This is a genomic window from Streptomyces sp. R-74717, assembly GCF_047305335.1.
GTDB lineage: Bacteria > Actinomycetota > Actinomycetes > Streptomycetales > Streptomycetaceae > Streptomyces > Streptomyces atratus.
The window spans coordinates 7,386,501-7,408,271 of the sequence record NZ_CP102361.1; the positions used below are offsets into that span (position 1 = coordinate 7,386,501).

Annotated in this window: 22 protein-coding genes; 11 read left to right on the forward strand and 11 right to left on the reverse strand. The window is 70.4% G+C overall.

Features of this window, described 5'->3' with window-relative positions; translation table 11 throughout:
* Positions 1 to 27: 27 nt before the first annotated feature.
* Entirely contained in the window at positions 28 to 837 is an 810-nt protein-coding gene (locus NRF20_RS33840; RefSeq protein ID WP_398632249.1) for an NAD-dependent epimerase/dehydratase family protein, read from the reverse strand.
* A 322-nt stretch (positions 838 to 1,159) separates the two neighbouring features.
* Between NRF20_RS33840 and NRF20_RS33845 the strand changes: the two genes are divergently transcribed.
* Together NRF20_RS33845 and NRF20_RS33850 are read left to right on the forward strand one after the other, a co-directional pair.
* Entirely contained in the window at positions 1,160 to 2,119 is a 960-nt protein-coding gene (locus NRF20_RS33845; RefSeq protein ID WP_398632250.1) for a 5-dehydro-4-deoxyglucarate dehydratase, read from the forward strand.
* Positions 2,116 to 3,294, forward strand: a complete 1,179-nt coding sequence (locus tag NRF20_RS33850) for a hypothetical protein (protein WP_398632251.1) — start codon at positions 2,116 to 2,118, stop codon at positions 3,292 to 3,294. Before NRF20_RS33845 ends, NRF20_RS33850 begins: the two co-directional genes overlap by 4 nt.
* Positions 3,295 to 3,325: 31 nt before the next feature.
* Here the strand turns inward: NRF20_RS33850 and NRF20_RS33855 are convergent, their stop codons facing one another.
* Positions 3,326 to 4,534, reverse strand: a complete 1,209-nt coding sequence (locus tag NRF20_RS33855; RefSeq protein ID WP_413753848.1) for an MFS transporter — start codon at positions 4,532 to 4,534, stop codon at positions 3,326 to 3,328.
* Between the two features lie 183 nt (positions 4,535 to 4,717).
* Between NRF20_RS33855 and NRF20_RS33860 the strand changes: the two genes are divergently transcribed.
* Positions 4,718 to 4,894: a hypothetical protein gene (locus NRF20_RS33860; RefSeq protein ID WP_413753849.1), complete on the forward strand. Its 177-nt coding sequence runs from the start codon at positions 4,718 to 4,720 to the stop codon at positions 4,892 to 4,894.
* Here the strand turns inward: NRF20_RS33860 and NRF20_RS33865 are convergent.
* From NRF20_RS33865 to NRF20_RS33890, 6 genes are all read right to left on the reverse strand, one after another.
* On the reverse strand, positions 4,884 to 6,335 hold the full coding sequence (locus NRF20_RS33865; RefSeq protein WP_413753850.1) for a peptidoglycan D,D-transpeptidase FtsI family protein: 1,452 nt from the start codon (positions 6,333 to 6,335) through the stop codon (positions 4,884 to 4,886). The two genes, NRF20_RS33860 and NRF20_RS33865, sit on opposite strands and share 11 nt — an antisense overlap.
* Before the next feature lie 64 nt (positions 6,336 to 6,399).
* A complete protein-coding gene (locus tag NRF20_RS33870; RefSeq protein ID WP_266362339.1) occupies positions 6,400 to 7,065 on the reverse strand; it encodes a response regulator transcription factor in 666 nt (221 codons plus the stop codon).
* Positions 7,062 to 8,318 carry a sensor histidine kinase gene (locus NRF20_RS33875; RefSeq protein WP_398632256.1) on the reverse strand — a complete coding sequence of 419 codons (1,257 nt, stop codon included), beginning with the start codon at positions 8,316 to 8,318 and terminating at the stop codon, positions 7,062 to 7,064. Before NRF20_RS33875 ends, NRF20_RS33870 begins: the two co-directional genes overlap by 4 nt.
* Entirely contained in the window at positions 8,315 to 9,328 is a 1,014-nt protein-coding gene (locus tag NRF20_RS33880; protein WP_413753851.1) for a hypothetical protein, read from the reverse strand. The genes NRF20_RS33875 and NRF20_RS33880 overlap by 4 nt, the downstream gene beginning before the upstream one ends.
* Before the next feature lie 90 nt (positions 9,329 to 9,418).
* Complete coding sequence (locus NRF20_RS33885) at positions 9,419 to 9,892, reverse strand: GNAT family N-acetyltransferase (RefSeq protein WP_398632258.1); 474 nt, start codon at positions 9,890 to 9,892, stop codon at positions 9,419 to 9,421.
* Between the two features lie 2 nt (positions 9,893 to 9,894).
* Positions 9,895 to 10,665, reverse strand: coding sequence for an IclR family transcriptional regulator (locus NRF20_RS33890; RefSeq protein WP_093893967.1), 771 nt, complete (start codon positions 10,663 to 10,665; stop codon positions 9,895 to 9,897).
* A gap of 155 nt (positions 10,666 to 10,820) precedes the next feature.
* On the opposite strand from NRF20_RS33890, the gene NRF20_RS33895 reads away from it, so the two are divergent.
* Positions 10,821 to 12,341, forward strand: coding sequence for an aldehyde dehydrogenase (NADP(+)) (locus tag NRF20_RS33895; RefSeq protein ID WP_398632259.1), 1,521 nt, complete (start codon positions 10,821 to 10,823; stop codon positions 12,339 to 12,341).
* The gene (locus tag NRF20_RS33900) at positions 12,338 to 12,949 is read left to right on the forward strand and encodes a DUF1349 domain-containing protein (RefSeq protein ID WP_398632260.1); all 612 of its coding nucleotides are present in this window, start codon (positions 12,338 to 12,340) and stop codon (positions 12,947 to 12,949) included. Before NRF20_RS33895 ends, NRF20_RS33900 begins: the two co-directional genes overlap by 4 nt.
* Before the next feature lie 88 nt (positions 12,950 to 13,037).
* Here NRF20_RS33900 and NRF20_RS33905 read toward each other — a convergent pair whose 3' ends face one another.
* Positions 13,038 to 13,244: a DUF397 domain-containing protein gene (locus tag NRF20_RS33905; RefSeq protein ID WP_398632261.1), complete on the reverse strand. Its 207-nt coding sequence runs from the start codon at positions 13,242 to 13,244 to the stop codon at positions 13,038 to 13,040.
* Positions 13,241 to 14,119, reverse strand: coding sequence for a helix-turn-helix domain-containing protein (locus tag NRF20_RS33910; RefSeq protein ID WP_398632262.1), 879 nt, complete (start codon positions 14,117 to 14,119; stop codon positions 13,241 to 13,243). The genes NRF20_RS33905 and NRF20_RS33910 overlap by 4 nt, the downstream gene beginning before the upstream one ends.
* A gap of 129 nt (positions 14,120 to 14,248) precedes the next feature.
* Here NRF20_RS33910 and NRF20_RS33915 point away from each other — a divergent pair, with 129 nt between their 5' ends.
* The 5 genes from NRF20_RS33915 to NRF20_RS33935 all read left to right on the forward strand — a co-directional run bounded on the left by NRF20_RS33915 (position 14,249) and on the right by NRF20_RS33935 (position 19,944).
* Positions 14,249 to 14,770: an ATP-binding protein gene (locus NRF20_RS33915; protein WP_398632263.1), complete on the forward strand. Its 522-nt coding sequence runs from the start codon at positions 14,249 to 14,251 to the stop codon at positions 14,768 to 14,770.
* Between the two features lie 614 nt (positions 14,771 to 15,384).
* Complete coding sequence (locus tag NRF20_RS33920) at positions 15,385 to 16,977, forward strand: ABC transporter substrate-binding protein (RefSeq protein WP_398632264.1); 1,593 nt, start codon at positions 15,385 to 15,387, stop codon at positions 16,975 to 16,977.
* Positions 16,978 to 17,201: 224 nt separating this feature from the next.
* Positions 17,202 to 17,912 carry an Imm52 family immunity protein gene (locus NRF20_RS33925; protein ID WP_413753852.1) on the forward strand — a complete coding sequence of 237 codons (711 nt, stop codon included), beginning with the start codon at positions 17,202 to 17,204 and terminating at the stop codon, positions 17,910 to 17,912.
* 132 nt (positions 17,913 to 18,044) lie between these two features.
* Entirely contained in the window at positions 18,045 to 18,764 is a 720-nt protein-coding gene (locus tag NRF20_RS33930; protein WP_413753853.1) for a DsbA family oxidoreductase, read from the forward strand.
* A gap of 118 nt (positions 18,765 to 18,882) precedes the next feature.
* Complete coding sequence (locus NRF20_RS33935; RefSeq protein ID WP_413753854.1) at positions 18,883 to 19,944, forward strand: aminotransferase class V-fold PLP-dependent enzyme; 1,062 nt, start codon at positions 18,883 to 18,885, stop codon at positions 19,942 to 19,944.
* Positions 19,945 to 19,986: 42 nt separating this feature from the next.
* Here the strand turns inward: NRF20_RS33935 and NRF20_RS33940 are convergent, their stop codons facing one another.
* Complete coding sequence (locus NRF20_RS33940) at positions 19,987 to 20,472, reverse strand: MarR family winged helix-turn-helix transcriptional regulator (RefSeq protein ID WP_398632268.1); 486 nt, start codon at positions 20,470 to 20,472, stop codon at positions 19,987 to 19,989.
* 158 nt (positions 20,473 to 20,630) lie between these two features.
* On the opposite strand from NRF20_RS33940, the gene NRF20_RS33945 reads away from it, so the two are divergent.
* Entirely contained in the window at positions 20,631 to 21,707 is a 1,077-nt protein-coding gene (locus tag NRF20_RS33945; protein WP_413753855.1) for an alkene reductase, read from the forward strand.
* The last annotated feature ends 64 nt before the right edge of the window (positions 21,708 to 21,771 follow it).

Genomic DNA, 21,771 nt, shown 5'->3' on the forward strand with positions numbered 1-21,771 from the left:
GGCGCACTCCTGGCGCGGCCGGACCGGCTAGTGCGGCCAGATCGGCGGGTTGGTGCAGAAGTGGCCGCCGAGGTGGGCGTGGTCGGGATTGTCCGGGTCCAGCTCACCCTGTTCGGCGATGAGCTCGGCCGCGTACGGCTCCGAGTCGTCCCTCGGCTCGTATCCGAGCGAGCGGGCCGTCGTCAGGTCCCACCACAGCCGGGTGTTGTCGGACGAGCCGTGGACGACGGTGTGCCGCACGTCCTCGGCGGTGAGTGCGGCGTGGAAGAGCCGGGCGCCGTCGTCGGGGCTCATCCAGACCGAGAGCATCCGTACGGATGTCGGTTCCGGGAAGCAGGAGCCGATGCGTACGGAGACGGTCTCCATGCCGTGCCGGTCCCAGTACAGCTGGGCGAGGTCCTCGCCGAAGGACTTGGACAGGCCGTAGAAGGTGTCGGGGCGGCGCGGGGCGTCGATGGGGATCGGCGGGTCGCCGGGGAGCGGGCGGGGGGTGTAGCCGACGACATGGTTGGAGGAGGCGAACACGATGCGCCCGACGCCCTCTTCGCGCGCGGCCTCGTAGAGGTTGTACGTCCCCTCGATGTTCGCCTTCAGGATCTTGTCGAACGAGGCTTCCAGGGAGATGCCCGCGAGGTGGATGATCGCGTCGACACCCCGTACGGCCTCGCGCAGCGCCTCCTTGTCACCGAGGTCGGCCGTGATCGCGTCCGGCTCGCCCTCGACCGGGGCGACGTCGAAGAGGCGGAGTTCGTAGCCGTACGCGGGCAGAAGTCCGCGCATGAGGGTGCCGAGGCCGCCGGCGGCGCCGGTGAGCAGGACGGTGCGGGGAGCGGGCATACGCGGATCTCCTCGGTACATAGGTGCACGCGCGCGTGCATGCACGGCCCCTGCGGCACCTGCGACATGTACCCGTGGGACGTCAAATCCATGGACAGAATTCATATGCATGGACAAGCTAAGAAGTCATGACGCACTGCGTCAAGTGTCGGACACCTCTCCCACGGAGTCTCCCGCGGAGTCGGTATCTCCGTCTTGGTTGTCGGGCGGGCTGCGCGTTCCCGCCTTGACCTGTGCCGGGCCGCTGCCTTAGCGTGAGGGCGTTCATGAATATGGACACCGATCAGAATTGTGCACGCCTGAACCTGCTCAGGGAGCGCCCGTGACCTCAGCCCCTCTTGCCGCCCGACTCACCCGTGTCGCCGGGCCGCTCTTCTTCCCCGTCACCGCGTACGGACCGGACGGCGCGATCGACATCGACGCCTTCCGCGCACATGTACGGACCGGCATCGACGCCGGTGCGGCGGCCGTCTTCGCCTGCTGCGGCACCGGCGAGTTCCATGCCCTGACGCCGGAGGAGTTCCGCCTCGTCGTCGCCGCGGCCGTCGAGGAGACCGCCGGAGAGGTGCCCGTCGTCGCGGGGGCCGGATACGGCACGGCGCTCGCGATCCAGTACGCGCAGCTCGCCGAGGACGCGGGCGCGGACGGACTCCTTGCCATGCCTCCGTATCTCGTCTTCGCCGACCAGGCAGGGCTGTTGAGCCACTACACGGCGCTCGCCGCGGCCACCGGTCTGGAGACGATCGTCTACCAGCGCGACAATGCCGTCTTCACCCCGGAGACCGTCGTCGCACTGGCCCAGGCGCCCGGCATCATCGGCCTCAAGGACGGCTACGGCGACCTCGACCTGATGCAGCGCATCGTCAGCGCCGTCCGCACCGAACTGCCCGGCCAGGACTTCCTCTACTTCAACGGGCTGCCCACCGCCGAACTCACCGGCCTCGCCTACCGGGGCATCGGTGTCACCCTCTATTCCTCCGCCGTCTTCGCCTTCGCACCCGACATCGCGCTCGCCTTCTACCGGGCGCTGGACTCCGGCGACGACGATCTCGCGGGCGCGCTCCTCGACCATTTCTACCGGCCGCTCGTCGAATTGCGTGCCAAGGGCCGCGGCTACGCGGTCTCGCTCGTCAAGGCAGCCGTCCGGCTGGGCGGCCTGGACGTGGGCGAGGTCCGCACCCCGCTCACCGAGCCGCCCGCCGCCCACATCGAGGAGCTCACCGAGATCATCGCGCGCGGCCGAGCCCTGCTGGAGAAGTACGGGCAGGAGCAGCGCGGGTGAAGACCTCCGCCTTCCTCTACCCGTGGGATGTCGTCGGCGACCCGGACGCGGCCGCCCGCGTCGCCGACCTGGGAGTCCAGCAGGTGACGCTCGCCGCCGCCTATCACTCCACCCGGGCGCTGACCCCGCGCCACCCCGGCCGCCGCATCGTCACGGCCGAGCATGCCGCGGTGCTCTACCCGCCGGAAGCCGCCCGGTGGGCGGGGCGTGAGCTGCGTCCGTACGAGCAGTCCTGGGTGGCCTCGGACGATCCGTACGCCGAGGCCGCACAGGCCCTCACCGACGCCGGTCTTGAGGTGCACACCTGGGTGGTCCTCGCGCACAACTCCCGGCTGGGCGCCGAGCACCCGGACACCTCCGTGGTCAACGCGTACGGCGACCGCTACCCCTGGGCGCCGTGCATCGCACGGCCCGCGGTGGGCGAGTATCTGGTCGCTCTGGCGGCGGAGGCGGCGGTACGAGGCGGTGCGCGCGGCACCGAGCTGGAGTCCTGCGGCTGGTACGGCTTCGCGCATCTGCACGCCCACGACAAGATCGCGGGCGTCGGCCTCGGGGACGCGGCGCAGTATCTGATGTCGCTCTGCTTCTGCCCCGACTGCCGGACCGGATACGCGGAACACGGCCTGGACGCCGATGAGTTGGCCGCGACCGTACGCCGGGCGCTGAAACCGGCCTGGTCCGGTTCCGGCTCCCCGGAGGCCGGGTGGGCGGGCATCGAGAAGCTCCTCGGCGCCGACCTCGCCGCCGCCACCCTCCAGTGGCGCGTCCGGGTCGCCCGTACGCTCCAGGAGTCCGCGGTCGCCGCCGTACGGGCGGCGGCGGAGCCGGGCTTCCAGGTGCTGCTGCACGCCGACCCCGCGCCGTACCGCTGTGGTGCCAACGTCGGTGTCGACCCGGAGCACATCCTGTCCGTGGCGGACGGTGTGGTGCTGCCCTGCACCGGCGGCGACGCGGCGCGCGAGGCCGTACTCGGCCCGTTCGCCGGGCGCGAGGGCGTGCTCGCGGCCAACTTCACCGTGGTCACGGGGATGGGCGGCAGCCCCACCACGCTGGAGCGCGACGCCGCGCATGCGGCATCGCGCGGCGCGAACCAACTGCGCCTGTACCACGCCGGGTTGGCCTCCGACCCGGACCTCAGGACCGTCGCCCGAGCACTGTCACGCCTCGGTCGATGAAGGAAGCGGGCCGGTGGGGGTCCCCAAGCTCTCAACTCCGTTCGAGCAGGGGAGACCCCATCCGCCGGCCCGTGACCAGCAGGGCCGCCGTCAGCAGCGCCGCGGCAGCGACCACCGGCAGCAGCACCCGGATGTCCACCAGCGCGACCAGTCCCGCACCGAGCGCCAGCGCCACCGCGTTCGGCACCATCATCAGCGTGTTGGCGGTCGCGGCGGTACGGCCCAGCACGGCGTCCGGAGTCTCCCGCTGCACCGCCGTCATCGCGGCGATCAGTACACACGGCAGCCCGACCCCGATGGCCGCGCTCGCCACCAGCGCCACCGCGTCGTACGGCAGTGCCCGTACCCCCACCGCCACCGCGAACAGCGCGATCCCGGCCGCCGTGAACACCCGCTCCGGCAGCCGCCGCAGCAACGGCCCGGCCAGCAGCCCGGCAGTGACGGACCCGGCGCCCTGCACCGCGTACAGCACACCCGCGTACGCGGGGGAGTGCCCGAGACCGTCATCGACGACGGCATAGATCGCGGCCCCGTTGAGCCCCGCGCACAGCATCGCCACCGAGCCCGCCAGCACGAGCGGCCGCAGCACCGGTGACCCCCACACCTGTCGCATGCCCGCGGCGAATTCGCCCCTCCGGCCGGACGGAGGGGCCGTGGCCGGCTCCCGTACCGGCAGCAGCGCGTAGACCCCGGCCGCCAGCGCGAACGACACCGCGTCCAACAATGCCACCGCACCGCCCCCGTACCGGGCGTACAGCCCGGCGCCGGTCAGCGGCGCCAGCAGCTTCATCCCCTCGCCCGCCATCGTCCGCAGCCCGTTGAAGTCACCCAGCAACCGGGCGTCGACGGCCGCGGCGACCAGCGCCGACTCAGCCGCGTCCATCAGTACGAAACTCGTTCCGTACAGGACGAGCACGGTGAAGAGGATCCAGATCCGCCCCGCCGAATCGACCACGAGCAGCGAGGCCAGCAGCCCCGCCATGACGAGATTCGACCAGACGAGGAGCGGCTTTCTGGGGAGCCGGTCGGCGATCACCCCGAGCGCGGGCCCGACCAGCACCGGCAGCCACATGGCGAACACGGCGAGCGCCGCCAGACTGTCCGACCCGGTGAGCGACTTGACCCAGACCCCGGCCGCGAGCCACATCGCGGACGTCCCGAAGCCCGAGACGACGACCGCCGTAAGAAACAGCCCCGCCGTACGGTCCCGCAGCACCCGTACCGTTGCCGACCTTGCCATCGCACCCACCGCAGCCCTCCTGATCCGCACGCTCGTCACGTGGTCAGGCTGGTGAGTAAGGACGTCCGACGGCATCGGGCGGATGCCCTACTCCTGCTCGGCCGCACCCGTTGCCACTGCACCGGGTGTACGGCGCATGCCGGATGTCCGTGAAGTTCTTCTGTCAGAAGCGTTGGACAGTACGTGCTGGAGGCGATCAAGCACGCGATCGTCACCGCGCAGCTGCTCGGCGTGAAGCAGCTGCGCGGCGGGCCGATCTCGGCGAATCCGTCGGGCGCGCAGGGGCCGGGCGGCGGAGGTCATCGGCCGGATTCCGACAGCCGGAGCCCGGCCTCCGCGCCTGCCCCTCTCACCCCTTGAGCGCTGCCTTCATCATCTTCTGGGCGATCGGCGCCGCCAGACTGTTGCCGCCGACCTCCGCGCGGGCCGCGCCCGAGTCCTCGACGACCACTGCCACCGCGACCTCCTTGCCGCTGGAGTTGTCCTTCGCGTACGAGGTGAACCAGGCGTACGGGGTGTTGCTGTTGCCCACGCCGTTCTGCGCGGTACCCGTCTTGCCGCCCACTTCGGCTCCGGCGATCCGGGCGTTGGTGCCAGTGCCCTCTTCGACGACGGTCACCATCGCGCTGCGCAGCTGCTCGGCGGTGGACTGCGATACGACCCGCTTGGTGTCCCCGTCCGAGAAGTCCTGCAGCGTGTTGCCCTTGGAGTCCGTCACCTCGGACACCATGTGCGGCGCGGCCAGTTCGCCGCCGTTGGCGAGGGCGGCCGAGACCATGGCGATCTGGAGCGGTGTCGCGGTGACCTCGAACTGGCCGATGCCCGTGAGCGCCGTCTGCGGCTTGTCCATGCCGGAGGGGTAGACGCTCTCGGAGGCCCGTACCGGCACGTCGAGCTTCTCGCTGTTGAAGCCGAACTTCTCCGCCATCGCCCTGACCTTGTCCTGGCCGAGATCGGCGGCGACCTTCGCGAAGACGTTGTTGCAGGAGTACTGGAGCGCGGTGCGCAGCGTGGCGTTCTCGCAGGGGGCCGAGGCGTTCTCGTTCTTCAGGACGGTGCTGGTGTCGGGCAGGGTGTACGGATTGGGGCTGTTCGTGGGCTCGTCGACGGAGCCGTACAGTCCGTTCTCCAGCGCCGCAGCCGCCACCACCAGCTTGAACGTCGAGCCGGGTGCCAGCGGCTGCCGCAGCGCACGGTTGACCATCGGCTTGTCCTTGTCGTCGAGCAGCTTCTTCCAGGCATCGCCGTCCGCCGTCCCGCTGATCTTCGACGGGTCGTACGAAGGGGTGGAGACCACGCCCAGGATCCGCCCGGTCTTCGGGTCGATCGCGACCGCGGCGCCCTTGTCGTCGCCGAGCGCCTCGTACGCCGCCTTCTGCACGTCCGGGTCGATCGTCGTCAGGACGTTGCCGGGGGCCGCCTGCTTGCCCGTCACCACGTCCATCGGGCTCTTCAGCCGGTCGTCGGTGCCGTCCAGCACATGGCTGTAGATCCCTTCGAGTTGCGTGGCGCCGTACGCCTGCGAGCTGTAGCCGGTGACGGCCGAGTAGAGCTCGCCCTGCGTATAGGTGCGCTTGTACGCGAGGTCGCTGCCCACCGTCCTCTTCGATCCGGTGACCGGGTTCCCGGCCACGATGATGTCGCCGAGCGGCTGCGCGTACTGCGCGATGGTGTTCCGCCGGTTGTGTTCGTTGTCTGCGAGCGCCTGTGCCTGGTACGCCTGCACCCAGGTCGCCCGCACCAGCAGGGCGAGGACCAGTAGCAGGCAGAAGACCGAGGTGTGCCTGATCGTTTTGTTCATCCCACGGGAGGGACGAGCGGGGCGCCGCGCGGCGTTCCCGATTGTGCCGCTTCTCACCGATTCCTCATGATCGGCCGGGGGCGATGAACCCCGACTCGTACGCTGCGATCACCGCCTGGGTGCGGTCCCGCACGCCGGTCTTCGCGAGCACCGCCGCCACGTGCGTCTTCACCGTCGACGCCCCCACCCGCAACCGCCCGGCGATCTCCGCATTGGTCAGCCCCGCCGCCATCAGCCGCAGTACCTCCGCCTCCCGGTCGGTGAGCCGGGCCACCCACGGCGGCGGGAAGGACGCCTGCCGGCTCGCGTACTCGGCGGCGAGTGTCCGTATCGCCGACGGGAACAGCAGCGAGTCGCTGCGCGCGACCAGCCGCACCGCCTGTACGAGGTCCTCGGCCGCCGCGCGCTTCAGCAGAAAGCCCGCCGCTCCGGCGACGAGCGCGTCGTACACATAGGAGTCGTTCTCGAAGGTGGTGACGACGACGATCCGCGGCGGATCGTCGAGGGTGCCGAGGATCCGCTCGGTGGCGCGGATGCCGTCGATCTCCGGCATCCGTACGTCCATCAGCACCACATCGGGCCGTAGCTCGCGCACCACGGAGACGGCCTCGGCGCCGGTCGCCGCTTCGCCGACGACCTCCAGATCGGGTTCGGCGTCCAGGATGACGCGCAGCGCCGTACGCACCATGCGCTCGTCGTCGGCGAGGACCACCCGGACCGTCGCGCTCATCGGTTCTCCTGCCCGGGGGTACGCAGGGGGAGCAGGGCGGACAGCCGCCACACGCCGTCCTCGTCGTGCGGTCCGGCCTCCGTGCGGCCGCCCAGCAGTACGGCCCGTTCGGCGATGCCGCGCAGCCCGCGGCCGCCGCCGGGCCGTACCACCGGCGGTCGCTCGGGCAGCGGATTGTCCATGGCGATCTCCAGCTCCTCCCCGTGCACCGCGATCCGCAGCTTCACCTGCGCACCGTGCCCGCCGTGCCGCAGCACATTGCTCAGCCCCTCCTGCACGATCCGGTACGCCTCCCGCGACACCGCGGGAGGAACCGTACGCGGATCGCCCTCGGTGACATACGACACGAGGACCCCGCAGCGCGCCAGCAGCCCGTCCAGGGCGTCGAGTGCCGGTCCGGGCGGACCGCTCTTCCCGTCGTCACTCTGCCGCAACAGGCCGAGCACGGAGTCGAGTTCACCGACCGTGCGCCGCGTCGTCTCCTCGATGGCGACCAGCGCCTCGCGGACGAACTCCGGGTCGCTGTCCAGGACTCGGCGGGCTGCACCGGCCTGCAGCGTCACCGCGCTCAGTGCATGGCCGACCGAGTCGTGCAGCTCCCGGGCGAGCCGGTTGCGCACCGCCAGATCGGCTGCCCGGCGTTCGGCGGCGGCCAGCCGGTCGTCGGGGGTCGGGCCGAGCAGCACCGGCGCCCGGTGGGCCAGCAGCGCCCCGGCCGCCGCCGCACAGCCGGCCAGAGCGACCAGCATCGCGAGCCCGGCGAACGGTGCCAGGGCCAGGATCCACGGCCGGTCCAGCGCCTGGGGCAGGTCGAGCGCCCGGGAGTCCCGTACGGTCTCGAAGAACGGCAGCACCGTCACACCCACCGCGAACGGTGTCAGCGCCAGCGTCATGCCGCTGATGACGCCGCCGAGTGCCAGATGCAGGGTGTACCAGCCCGCGGTGCGGACGCGGGCCTGCCATGTCCTTGCGGGCCCGTCGGCGAGCGGCCGGTCGCGGGGGATGCCGCACAGCGCACGGGCCGTGGCCACCGAGAGCGGCCGGGCCGGCGCGAAGAGTGCGGTGATCGCGACCAGGGGCAGGGCGTACGCGAACGCGGTCAACTGGTTGGAGGGGGCGGAGAAGAGGTTCACGCCGGGACGGTAGGAGCCGACGACCACCAGCCCGACCAGGAAGTACGGCATCAGCAGCGCGCCACCGATGATCAGATGCAGCCAGCGCAGCCGGGCACGCCGCCCGAACAGCAGCGTCACGTGGGGGAGCCGGCCGGGCGGGCGGCCGGGGCCGCCGCGCGTTCCGCGAAGAAGTACGTGCCGAGGGTGACCACCAGCGTTCCGACCAGCATCTTCACAGCGTAGATCAGCATCATCGCGGCGGTGGGCTGTTCGGCGATGGTCCGGGCCTCGGTCAGTGAGGCGATGCTCAGCCAGCCGCCCCAACAGGCCATGGCCCCGGAGCCGCCCCAGGCCAGGGCGAGCGGCACGGTGAGGGGGAGCGCGGAGCGCCGCCGGAAGGCGAGCAGCAGCACTCCGGCGACGGCGGCGGCGGCGAAGAGGACGTCGACCGCTTCCAGGACGTAGAAGCCGTCGTTCCGTTCCGCGATCCGGCTCTTGTTGAGCCCCGCGGTCGAGCCGGTGGCCCAGAGCAGATGCAGGGTGCCAGGTACGAGTGCGAGCAGCGAGGCGGCGGTCGCGGCGATCCGCAGGGCGGGCCCGGTGGGGCTCTCCGGCAGATCCCTCAGCGTGCCCTGCCAGAGATGGCCCCAGCGGTCCCCGGCGTACAGCGCGAAGAGGGTGCCGAGTGTGAGGCCCTGGACGATGAAGCCGGTGTAGACGACGCCGAAGACCCACTCGTCGAGGAAGGGGCGCTCGCTGCCCCCGGAGCCGTGGACATCGCCGCCGACCAGGCCGACCACCAGCTGTAACGGGTACCCGGTCATGATCGGCAGCAGCAGCCCGGACGCCACCCACATGGGCAGGACGAGCAGCCAGGTGGGCACCCGCCGTCCCCATGCCTGGGTGAGCAGCAGGGCGATGACCACGACGGCGCTGTCCATAAGGACCGTGATGCCGTTGGCGACGATCATCGTGGTGCGGTGGTCGAGCAGCGGGCTGCCGTCCGGGATGCCGATGCGACTGCCGAAGATCCAGGCGGCCTTGAGCGCGATGTACGGCAGGGTGGAGGCGATCGCGAGGGCACGGAGCGCGATGCGGGTGCCCGGCCGCCGTGTGGCGGCGGACGGAGCGAGCGGTGCCTGTGTCATGACCCCCACGCTTCCGTGCGGCCCGCGTCGGCACGTCCTGCCCCGCGACGATCCGTCTCCGCCGCACGGCGGAGACGGATCACCGTCCGGTCATCCCGGCAGGGTGAAGAGCAGCTCGTCGGTGTCCTCGCCGAGGGCGTGCGAGAACCCGTGGTCCTTGCCGGTGACGGCGAACCCGCACTTCTCCAGCACCCGGCGCGAACCGGTGTTGCCGGCCGCGGCCCGTGCGCGCAGCGGGCGCTCCGGTACGACGTCTAGCAGCGCGCGCAGCGCGGCCGTCGCGAGCCCGCGGCCCCAGTGCGCCCTGTCGATCCAGTAGGTGACCTGACGGTCGTCCGGCGGCCCGTACGCCCCGGCGTTGCCGACCACCACGCCGTCCACGACCACCGTCCGCATCACGACGGAGCCGTCGGCCAGGATCCGTCGCCAGTGGGCGTCGAACGCATGCCGGTCGGTGGGATCCTCGCTGGTGAAGGCGGCCGTCCTGACCGATTCCGGGTCGGACATGAACGCGAAGAACAACGACAGATCGCTGTTGCGCACCTTGCGCAGGGCAACCCGCATGATCAGAGCCTCCGGGTGGCCAGCGTCAGCCGGTCCCGCGCGTCGAACAGTGCGTCCTTCACCATCTGCTCGTGCGCGGGCGTGAGCCGGGCGACCGGCACCGAGCAGCTGATGGCGTCGCGCGCGGGGGTGCGGTACGGGATGGCGACGCCGAAGCAGCGCAGCCCGAGGGTGTTCTCCTCGCGGTCCACCGCGTACCCCTGCTCGCGGATGAGGTGCAGCTCCTCGATGAGCTTCTCGCGGTCGGTGATGGTGTGCTCGGTCAGCGCGGGCAGCGTCTCGGGGAGCATCTTGCGGACCTGCTCGTCGCTGTGGGTGGCGAGCAGCGCCTTGCCGAGCGAGGTGGAGTGGGCGGGCAGGCGGCGGCCGACTCGGGTGAAGGGGCGCAGATAGTGCTGGGACTGCCGGGTGGCGAGGTACACCACGTTCGTCCCGTCGAGGCGGGCCAGGTGGATGGTCTCCGTCGTGTCGTCGGAGAGCCGGTCCAGGGTCGGGCGGGCGGCCGCGACGACCTCGTCACCGTCGATGTACGAGGTGCCGACCAGCAGGGCCCGTACGCCGATCCCGTACCGTGTGCCCGTCGCGTCGGTCTCCACCCAGCCCAGCTCCACCAGGGTGCGCAGCAGCATGTAGAGGCTGGACTTGGGATAGCCGACGGCCTCCTGCACCGCGGCGAGCGAGTGCATGCCGGGCCGCCCGGCGAAGTACTCGAGGAGTTCCACGGTCCGCACCGCGGACTTGACCTGTGCCCCACCAGACTCGGCAACCGACATCGCCCTACGCCCCTTCCAGCCCACTTACGAAACCCTGCGACTCCTTGCCACACTGAACGCCCCGGAAATAGAGTCGCTTCATATTCACGATCGGGAACTCTGTTCAGAATACCGAACAACTTCTGATGTGTAGCAGTGGAGCGGAAGGAATCACGGTGGCAGCAGCACCAGTCTGGAGCGTCGACCCCCGCACCGGGAACCCGCGTGAGCAGGTTGCGGTGGAGGCTACAGCGGAGGAGGTCGACCGCGCGGTCCGGGCCGCCCATGCGGTACGCGACTCGCTCGCCGACCGCACGGTCCGCGCCGCGTTCCTGCGTACCGCGGCCGATCTGCTCACCGAGGCCGGGGAGCACGTCATCGAGGCCGCCGACGCCGAGACCGCACTCGGCCCGGCCCGGCTCACCGGCGAACTCGCCCGCACCGCGGCCCAGTTGCGGGCCTTCGCGGAGGTCGTCGACGAGGGCGCCTTCCTCGACATCCACATCGACCACGAGGACGCCACCAGGACCCCGCCCTGGCCCGACCTGCGCCGCTACAAGATCCCGCTCGGGGTCGTCGCCGTGTACGCGGCCAGCAACTTCCCGCTCGCCTTCTCCGTCCCCGGCGGCGACACCGCGAGCGCACTGGCGGCCGGCTGCCCGGTCGTCGTCAAGGCCCACCCCGACCACCCCGCCACCTCCGAGCTGTGCGCCTCCGTACTGCGCCGGGCCGCGGCGCAGGTCGGACTGCCCGAGGACGTACTGATCCTGGTCCACGGCTTCGAGGCGGGCATCGAGCTGATCAAGCACCCGCTCGTCGCCGCCGCCGGCTTCACCGGCTCGGTACGCGGCGGCCGCGCCCTGTTCGACGCGGCGGCGGCCCGCCCCGCCCCCATCCCCTTCCACGGCGAGCTGGGCTCCCTCAACCCCGTCGTCGTCACCGAGGCGGCCGCCGCCGAGCGCGGCGAGCAGATCGGCGCCGGGCTCGGGGGCTCGATGACCATGGGCGCGGGCCAGTTCTGCACCAAGCCCGGTTTCGTCCTGGCCCCGGCCGGCGAGACCGGCGACCGGCTGCTGAAGTCCCTGACCGAGACGGTCAGTGACACCGAGGCCGGGGTCCTGCTCGACCACCGGATGCGCGACGCCTTCCTCGCAGGCGTACGCGAGCGGGCCGAACTCCCCGACGTGGAGGCCCCGGTCACCCCCGGCGCGGGCGGCGACCACACCGTCGCGGCCGGCTTCCTGACCGTACCGGCGCACCTCCTCACCGCCGAGGGCCCGCACGACGCGCTCCTGGAGGAGTGCTTCGGCCCCGTCACCGTCGTCGCCCGGTACGCCTCCGAGGACGAGATCACCGCCGTCCTCTCCCGGCTCCCCGGCAACCTCACCGCCACCCTCCAGACGGCCACGGACGGCGCCGACGCCGACGCCCCCGGACTCCTCGCGGCTCTCACCCCGCTGGCCGGCCGGGTCCTCGTCAACGGCTGGCCGACCGGCGTAGCCGTCGCCCCCGCCCAGCACCACGGCGGCCCCTACCCGGCCACCACCTCCACCTCCACCTCGGTCGGCGCCACCGCGATCGAACGCTGGCTGCGCCCCATCACCTACCAGACGACCCCCGAGGCCCTGCTCCCGCCGGAGCTCCGCGACGACAACCCCCTGAGCCTGCCCCGCCGAGTGAACGGCCGCCGCGCATGACCCCGCACCTTCCCGAACTCCCCTTTGAACTACACCCGTTCGGCCCCGAGGCCGACTGGACGTACGAGAACGGCGTACTGACCGGCCGGGCGGGTGCCCGCCAGGACCGCTTCGTGCCGCCGGGCGGCGAAGCCCTCGACTCCGTGAGCGACGCACCCCGCCTCCTCGGCCCCGCACCCCGGGGCGACTTCCAGCTGCTCGCCCGGGTGAAGGTCGGCTTCGCCGCGGCCTTCGATGCCGGAGTGCTCTACCTCCACGTCGGGGAACGGGAGTGGGCCAAGATCTGCCTGGAGCTCTCCCCGGACCACCCCACCGTCTGCACGGTCGTCACCCGCGGCCACTCCGACGACGTCAACTCCTTCGTCGTGGACGGTGACAGCTGCTGGCTCCGCCTCAGCCGCACGGGCAACGCGTTCGCCTTCCACGCCTCGCCCGACGGCGAGAAGTGGACCTTCGTCCGCGTCTTCGCCCTCGGCGAGCCCGAGCAGGCGGCCGAGGCATCGGTCGGCTTCCTCGTCCAGTCCCCGACGGGCGAGGGCTGCGAGGCGACGTTCGACCGGATCGCGTTCCGTGCGACGGGGTTGGACGACCTGCGCGACGGCAGCTGAGCGCTCGGACGCCTTCGCCGTCACCTACATCCTCGCCCTCCGGCCCGGAGGGCGAGGATGTTCGTCTTCGGGCCCGCGTTGCGTCGGCTCAGGCCCCGCCCGCGTACCGCACGAAGTGCGTCCAGCCGGTGCGGCCGAGAGTGAGGTGGGGGAGGGCGGTGTCCTTGGAGTCGCGGACGAGGATCGCCTGTTCGGTGATGGACACCTCAACGCACTCGCCGCCCTCGTTGGAGCTGTAGCTGCTCTTGAACCACGAGTTGTCTGCCGGGCTCTGAACGCGGACGTCGGGCTTCATTGGTCTTTCAGCAACCTTTCGATCAGAGCCGAGGACTTGCGTGGTGTGAGTGCCTGAGACCGGATGCATCCATACCGCGAAGCCAGGATACGGACCTCTTCCGGGTCGGTGATCAACCGGCTGATGTTCTGCACCTCAAGGTAGCCGACCTGGGGCTTGCGCGTCGGAGTGAGGAGGATGAACGGGCCTCCCAGGCCAGCGTGTTCAGGGTGGTCCAACGGCATGACCTGGAGCTCGACGTTGCGCAGTTTGCCGAGCCTGATCAGCTCGCCGAGCTGTTCCTTGTGAACGTCCCATTCACCGATCGGGCGTCGCAGGACGGCCTCCTCGATCACGCAGTTCACCATCGGAGTCGGTCGGTTCGTCAACACAGCCTGTCGTGCCAGGCGTGCCGCCACACGTTGCTCGATCAACTCGTCGTCCAGCAGCGGTTTGCGCATGGCATACAGGGCGCGAGCATGAGCCTCGGTCTGGAACAGGCCGGGTACCGTGTGGTTGCTGTAGTAGGAGAGCTCGACGGCATCCGCCTCCAACTTTGCATAGTTCCGGAACCACGCCGGATGCCTCACCCGGGCCCGCGCCTTCGCCCGCGCCAGGTCCTCCTTCGCCGCCCGCAGCAGCCCGCCCGCCCCCAACAGGTCGTCCGCCGCGTCCAGGAAGTCCGGCTGCGGTGTCCTGCGCCCCCGCTCCAGCGACCGGATCAGGTCCTCGCTGTACCCGAGCCGGTCGCCCAACTCCCGCTGGGTGAGGCCGGCCCGCTCACGCAGCAGCCGGACCTGGCGGCCGATCACCCGGAACAGGTCCGCGGCCTCCTCCGAGTCGTCGTCGCCACCGATCGCACCGTCCAGCTCCATTGCTGCCCGCTTTCGTTCCATGGGCCGACCGCGTGCGCCGTCACGACACGGCGGACAACCGGTACCGGTCGCCGTACGTACCGGTACGCGCACGCTACGTACCGCTGTCGTTGCTGGTCAGCGTACGGTCACTTGGCCACGCTGAGTGGTGTGACGAGCGAATCCGTAGAGACAGAAATCCCGCAACCGGCAAATTCCGCAGCGCAGTTCACGCAGCTGTTCAGTGCCACCCGCCGAGGTGCCCGCCTGGCTCGCCTGCTCGCCGTGGAGCAACTGGTGGCATGGGGATGGCCGCGTGACGGCGAGCGCATCGACGCGGCCGCGCTGGTCGTCGCCGAACTGGCGGCGAACGCGGTCATGCACGGGCGGCTGGACGGGCGGGGGTTCCGTCTCGGTCTTGCTCCCCTCCCGAGCGGACGGCTGAGGATCGAGGTCACGGACCCGTGCGGCGAACGCCTCCCCGCCGCGTCCCGGGAAGCCGTTGAAGGAGGCCGGGGGCTGATCATCGTCGATGCCCTTGCGGCGGACTGGGGCGTACATCCGTACCCGCCGTCCGGCAAGACGGTATGGGCAGAGGTCTCCGCGACGCGAACGGGCGTCGGGCATCGGGCGACACCTGCCAGTGATTGCGCACCCCGCCCCGACAACCAACGGGCCCCGGGCAGCGAGTGAGTGCACCCGCACCTCGGCCTACCGGGAAAGGTGCCCACGGCCTCCTGCCGATGGACGTCAGGAGCTTGCGTGTTCCGTGGTTGATCCGACGATTTTCGGCCTCGATGGTGCAGTGATGGACGTGATGGCGGTCTGGAGCCTTTGGGTGGCCACGGCTTTCAGGAGGGCGGCCCACGGTGGCGCCATGCGGCCCGTGTCCTGCCCCCTCCGGGGCCTGTTCGCCGGTCGGCCGGGCGGGGGTCAGGACCGCGTCGGCCGGCTCGAACACCATGATCTGATACCAGGCATACCGGGCCAACAGCACCGGCTCTCCGGGGGCGATTTTTGGCGCACGATGTGCCACCGCGCAGTGCGGTGTACTACTAGATTGCCCAACGGCACCACGTGGCCGACTATGACATGCCCCTGTCGTTCACCTGCTGATGTTCTGACAGTCAGTCACCATGCGTGGAATTCCCGGTGAAAGCCGAGTCCAGGCAGACTGTCGGTCCGCACCACCGCGCCCGGCCGGGCTGACAGTGCTGGACGGTCGCGGCGTTCGCAGTACTTCCTGACCCGATCCGGTTGTCCGGGGACACCCCCATGGAGCCGGCCGAGAGTATGAGGCACGTTCTGTGAAGGTTCGTACGAGGTGGTCGAGCGCTCTCATCGCCGGGGGATTGGCAGGGGTGCTGCTGACGGGTTGCGGCTCCCAGGGTGAGATCTGGCCCTTCGACGAGGACAAGGGGAGAATGGTCGTCGGAATGTCCGACGGCATCCTTGCGACGGATCCGGCCGCGGGGTACGACCCGGGGTCCTGGCTGCTGTTCAACAACGTCTTCCAGTCCTTGCTGAGCTTCCCGCCCGGGAGTTCCACCCCTGTGCCGGAGGCCGCCGAGGAGTGTCATTTCTCGGACGGCAGCAAGACCTACACCTGCACCCTGCGCGGCGGGCTGAAGTTCAGCAACGGCAACAGCCTCACATCGGCGGACGTCAAATACTCCTTCGACCGGGCGATCGGGATCAACGACCCGGCGGGCCCGGCGCCGCTGCTCTCCACCATCTCGTCGATCAGCACCCCGAGCGAGAAGACCGTCGTCTTCCACCTCAAGGTGCCCGATGCGATATTTCCCAGCAAGATCGCATCGGGTGCCGGATCCATCGTGGACCGTCACGTCTATCCCAAGGACAGGCTGCTCAAGGGCAGCAAAACGGTTGGCTCCGGTCCCTACATGCTGGACTCCATCAGCAAGTCGAAGGCCGTCTTCTCGGTCTACTCCGGCTACCACGGAACCGCCGAGGTGAAGAACTCCGGCGTGACGCTGAGACTCTTCCAGGGCGACCAGCAGGCCCTCCAATCCTCCCTGGAGAAGGGCGAGGTCGACATCGCGTACCGTGGCCTCACCGCCAAGGCGATAGCCGCCCTGGATACCTCGCCCACCGCGGGGAAGGACGGCATCGACGTAGTCCAGGGCAGCAGCGCCGAGGTCCAGCACATGGTCTTCAACATGGCCGACCCCGTGGTCGGCAAGATCGGCGTGCGCAAGGCCATCGCCTATCTCCTCGACCGCAACTCCCTGTTGAGCGAGGTCTACCAGTCCACGGCGACGCCGCTCTACTCGATCGTCCCGGTCGGCATCACCGGCCACGGCACCTCCTTCTTCGACACGTACGGCGACGGCCCGCAGCCGCAGAAGGCGAAGGATGCCCTGAGGGACTCCGGTATCACCGACAAGGTGAAACTCACCCTCTGGTCCACCCCGAGCCGTTACGGACCCGCTACCGACGACGAACTGCAGACCATCGCGGATCAGCTGAACAAGAGCGGACTCTTCGACGCCAGGATGGAAACCGTCCCGTTCGACCAGTACGAGAAGGACATCGCCGACGGCGTGTACGGCGTCTACGTCAAGGGCTGGGTGCCGGACTATCCCGACCCCGACAACTTCACCCAGCCGTTCTTCGGCAAGGGCAACGTCCTGTCGAACAATTACAAGAACAGCGAGATAACCGACCGGATCATCCCGCAGACCTCGTCCATGACCGACCGCGCGAGCACCCGGCAGAAATTCATCGAGCTGCAGGACATCGTGGCGCGCGAGCTGCCGCTCCTGCCGCTCTGGCAGGGCAAGCAGTACGCAGTCGCCCACGAGAACGTCCGGGGCCTTCAGAATTGCCTGGACACATCGACTGTCTTCCGGTTCTGGGAACTCACCACTGCGTATTAGCCGAGGCCGTGTTCTGCGGCGTGCGCTCGTCGGGCTGTTCTCGCCGCTCCCGGCAGCTCAGTTGCTGTCCCTCGACGAGGCGGCCGGCACATCCAGCGTCGCCTCGGCCTCACCCCGAGCGCGTACCGTGCCTCTTTCAGCAGGCTGACCGCGGCGCCGGTCGCGGCGGCCACGGTCTGATCCGGCCCGGGGCGGGTTCGGGCTTCGGGCGGGGGAGGCAGGACATGCGACGTGTGGTGCGGGGCTTCTGGGGGCCCCGGGAAGAGTCGGCCGAGGCGCTGACCCGGCGATGGAAGTTCACCCTGGACCAGCTTGCCGAGATCCTTCCGGCGGGTGGCTCGGGAGCCGTGTGGACGTGGCGGCAGATCCATTCGTCCGGGCCCGCCACTGATCTCCTGCCGGACGAGGACTCCCTCCTCGCCGCTCTGCGCGCGGCCCGGGAAGCCGACGGCTGGTCGGACCGTGTCGGGTTCGGGCTGCGACTCGTCCTCGCGGGCGAGCCGGACTGGAAGATCGAGGTCAGCGGGAACGGGGGTGGTACCTCGGAGTTCCTCCTCCAGTCGATGGTGATCGGTATCGGATCGCCGGACAATGCCGAGATCCCCGACGGGAATCTCCTTGCTGTTCTCGCCGAGGCGTGGGAGCCCGACTTCGGCGATGTCACCGACGACGACGTGCTCGACGCCTTGGAGGACGATGCGGGTTTCGTTGTCGGTGAGCCCAGCGTCGGCTGGATCGGCTATCTCTCCCCGGCACGCGCGGCCCTGCTGCCGGAGGGCATGACGGCGGGGCACAAGGAGCTCCGTGTCGGAGGCGTTCTCCTCGACATCGCTCCGCGAGGCAACGTGCAGGACGTACTGCGGGCCCATCTGCGGCTGCGCGACGCCGGTGCGCTGCAGCCGCTGCCGTGCCCGATGGACCGGGCCGTGCTGTGACCGTCCGGACCGGGGAGACGTACGGGGCGGGCCGGGGAATGAGGGAGTCCGCTCGCACGTTGTCCACGGGAGCGGAGGGTGGCTCCGCGCCGCCTGAGCTGTACGGACGAGAACACGGAGAGAAGAAGAGACATGCGCGTCGAGATCTGGAGCGACATCGCCTGCCCCTGGTGCTACATAGGAAAGGCCCGCTTCGAGAAGGGCCTGGCGGGGTTCGTCCACCGCGACGAGGTCGAGGTCGTGCACCGGTCCTTCGAGCTCGACCCCACGCATGCCAAGGGCGACACCGTGCAGGTGATCGACATGCTGGCGCAGAAGTACGGGCGCACCCGCGAAGAGGCGAAGGCCATGGAGGCGAACGTCGCGGCCAACGCGCAGGCCGAGGGGCTCGGCTACCTCACCGAGGGCCGCGACCACGGCAACACCTTCGACATCCACCGGCTGCTCCACCTGGCCAAGGCCCGCGGACGCCAGGACGAGCTGCTGGGCCTCGCCTACCGGGCGAACTTCGCCGAGGAGCGTTCCGTCTTCGACGGTGACGTGCTGGTCGAGCTGGCCGTCGAGGCCGGGCTCGACGCCGACGAGGCGCGTGCCGTTCTCGCCGACCCGGAGGCGTACGCCGCCGAGGTGCGGGCCGATGAGCGCGAGGCGTCCGAGCTCGGGGCCAACGCGGTGCCGTTCTTCGTGCTCGACCGTCGGTACGGGATCTCCGGCGGCCAGCCCGCCGAGGTCTTCGCCCAGGCGCTCGAACAGGCGTGGAAGGACCGGCCGCTGACCGCGATCGGCGGGGACGCCGCGGCGTGCGACGCCGACGGTGCCTGCGAGGTCCCGCAGACCGGCAGCAACGCCTGAGCCCGCAGTCCGACGCCGTCGACCGACACGTTGTCAGCTGCATGCGTAAGCACTGCTTGGGTGTGCCCCTTAACTCTTTGTAATTGACGATGAGTCAAGGGGGCTTCAGGCTGGGCTCATGGAGACTACTTCGCTCAGCCGTGCGGTGGACGACGAGTTCGCGCCGGAGACGACCTACCTCAACACCTCCACCTGTGGGCTGCTGCCCCGGCGCACGGTGGACGCGGTGAGGGCGCTCGCCGAGGCGATCGCCACGGGCCGCAGGGCCGGCTCCGGCGACTTCGAGGCGGTGGACGCGGCCCGGGCCGGCTTCGCCCGCCTCGCCGGTGTCGACGCCGACCGGGTCGCCACCGGCAGCTCGGTCTCCGTGCACGTCGGGCTGATCGCGGCCTCGCTGCCGCCGGGGGCCGAAGTCCTGGCGCCCGAAGGGGAGTTCAGCTCCGTCGTCAGCCCGTTCGCGGTCCGTGGCGATCTCAAGATGCGCTACGTCCCGCTGGACGGGCTGGCCGACGCGGTACGGCCCGGCACCGATCTCGTCGCCTTCTCCTCCGTGCAGTCCGCCGACGGCCGGATCGCCGATCTGGACGCGGTACGTGCGGCGGCCGCCGCCCACGGCGCCCGGACGCTGCTCGACGCCAGCCAGTCGGCCGGCTGGCTGCCGCTGGACGCCGGGGCGTACGACTACACCGTCACCGGCGGCTTCAAATTCCTGCTCTGCCCGCGGGGAGCGTCGTTCCTCACCGTCACCGAGGAGGCGCAGCGCACCCTGCCGACCGTCTTCGCCGCGTGGGTCGCCTCCGACGACCCCGGGAACAGTACGTACGGCCCGGTCGGGCGGCTCTCCTCGACCGCCCGGCGCTACGACGAACCGCCGGCCTTCCTCTCGTACCACGGCGCCGAGCACTCCCTCGCGCTGCTGGGCGAGGTCGGCATCGACGCCGTCCACGCCCACGCCACCGGGCTCGCCGCCCGCATGCGGGCCGGGCTGGCCGGGCTGGGGCACGAGGTGGTGGCGGGGGAGTCGGCGATCGTGGCCGTGCCCGGACTCGGCGGGCGGGAGCCGGAGTTGGTGCGGGCCGGGGTGATGGTCTCGAACCGGGCGGGAAGTCTGCGCGCGACCTTCCACCTGTACAACACGGAGGCCGATGTGGACCGTGCCCTGGACGTGCTCTCCGGCTGAACCCGCCCGGATGCCGGCTGGACCCGTCCGGACGCCGGGGGATCAGCGGCGCTCGGGGCAGTCCTCGGTCTCGTGGCAGAGGTTCTCCTCGACCTTGGCGAGCAGCCGGGCCAGCTCCTTGCGTTCGGCCGGGTCCAGCCCGGCGAGGGTGTGCTCCTCCAGATCGGTCCAGGCCCGCCCGACGTCGGCGTGCAGTGCGCAGCTGTCGTCGGTGGCCTCGACCAGGACGGCCCTGCGGTCGTCCGGGTCGGGGCAGCGACGGACATGCCCGGTCTGTTCGAGGCGCTGGAGCATCTTGGTGACGGTGGAGGGGTCGAGGTCGACGGCCTTGATCAGCTCGGACTGGCGCACCGCACCCGCGTCCCACAGATACATCATCAGGAACTCCTGGCCGGGGTAGAGCCCGAGCCCCTTGAGCAGCTTGCCCGCGGCGATCCGGTGCAGCCGGGCGACCCGCGAGACGGCATGGCTGACGGGGCCGCCGAGGGCGGCGCTCGGCAGGTCGGTACAGGCGGGGTCGGCCTTCATCGGGACTCCTCGAGGTGGTGCCGGGCGGTGCTCCCGGTGGGTCGGGAGCGCGGAGCCGGTCGCTTTCTGCGAACTTTACCTTGGTCGGCCAATTAATGGGTTACAGTGGCGCACGGCGCAGATAGTTGGCCGACCATATAATTTTCCTGGGAGCTTCCATGACCACCGCATTCGACCCGATCGACCTGTCCGGTACCCAGCTCGCCAACCGCATCGCGATGGCCCCGATGACCCGCAGCCGGGCCGGTGAGGGCGGCATTGCCACGGATCTCGTCGCCGAGTACTACGTCCAGCGCGCGTCGGCGGGCCTCATCATCACGGAGGGCATCCAGCCGTCGGTGGTGGGCCAGGGCTACCCCTCCACTCCTGGGCTGCACAGCGCGGAGCAGGTCGCGTCCTGGCGCAAGGTCACCGATGCGGTGCACGCGGCGGGCGGCCGGATCTTCGCCCAGCTCATGCACGCCGGCCGGATCGGCCACCCGGACCTGCTGCCGGACGGGCTCACCCCGGTCAGCGCCTCCCCGCTCAAGCCCGCCGGTCAGCTCTACACCGGCACGGGGCTGGAGGACTTCACCGCACCGCGCGAACTGACCGGCGACGAAGTCCGGCAGACCATAGCCGACTTCGCGGCAGCCGCACGTAACGCGGTCGACGCCGGCTTCGACGGGGTCGAGCTGCACGGCGCCAACGGCTACCTCATCCACCAGTTCCTCGCGCCCAACACCAACCTGCGCAACGACGAGTGGGGCGGCTCCGAGGAGGCCCGTATCCGGTTCGCCGTCGAGGTGGTCAAGGCCGTCGCCGCCGAGATCGGCGCGGAGCGGACCGGGCTGCGCATCTCGCCCGGAAACCCGTACAACGACATCGACGAGCCCGCGCCGGACGCCGTCTACACCGCGCTGGTACAGGAGATCGAGCCGCTCGGCCTCGCCTATCTGCACGTCCTGGAAGCGGCGGAGATCCGCGAGCTGACCCTCGCGCTGCGCAAGCAGTTCTCCGGCACCTTCATCCTCAACGCGCTGACGGACGGGCCGACAGGACCGGACGACCACTCGCTGATCGACGACGGGATCGCCGACATCATCTCGTACGGTGCCCTGTTCATCGCCAACCCGGACCTGCCCGCCAGGCTGAAGGCCGGCGGCCCCTTCAACACCCCGGACCCGTCGACCTTCTTCGGCGGGGACGCGAAGGGGTACGTCGACTACCCGGCGCTGGACGCCGTTCGGTCCTGAGGCCGTGCGGGTCGCCGGGCTGCGGCTAGGGCCTGGCGTCCCCGAAGAGGTTCAGCACATCCTC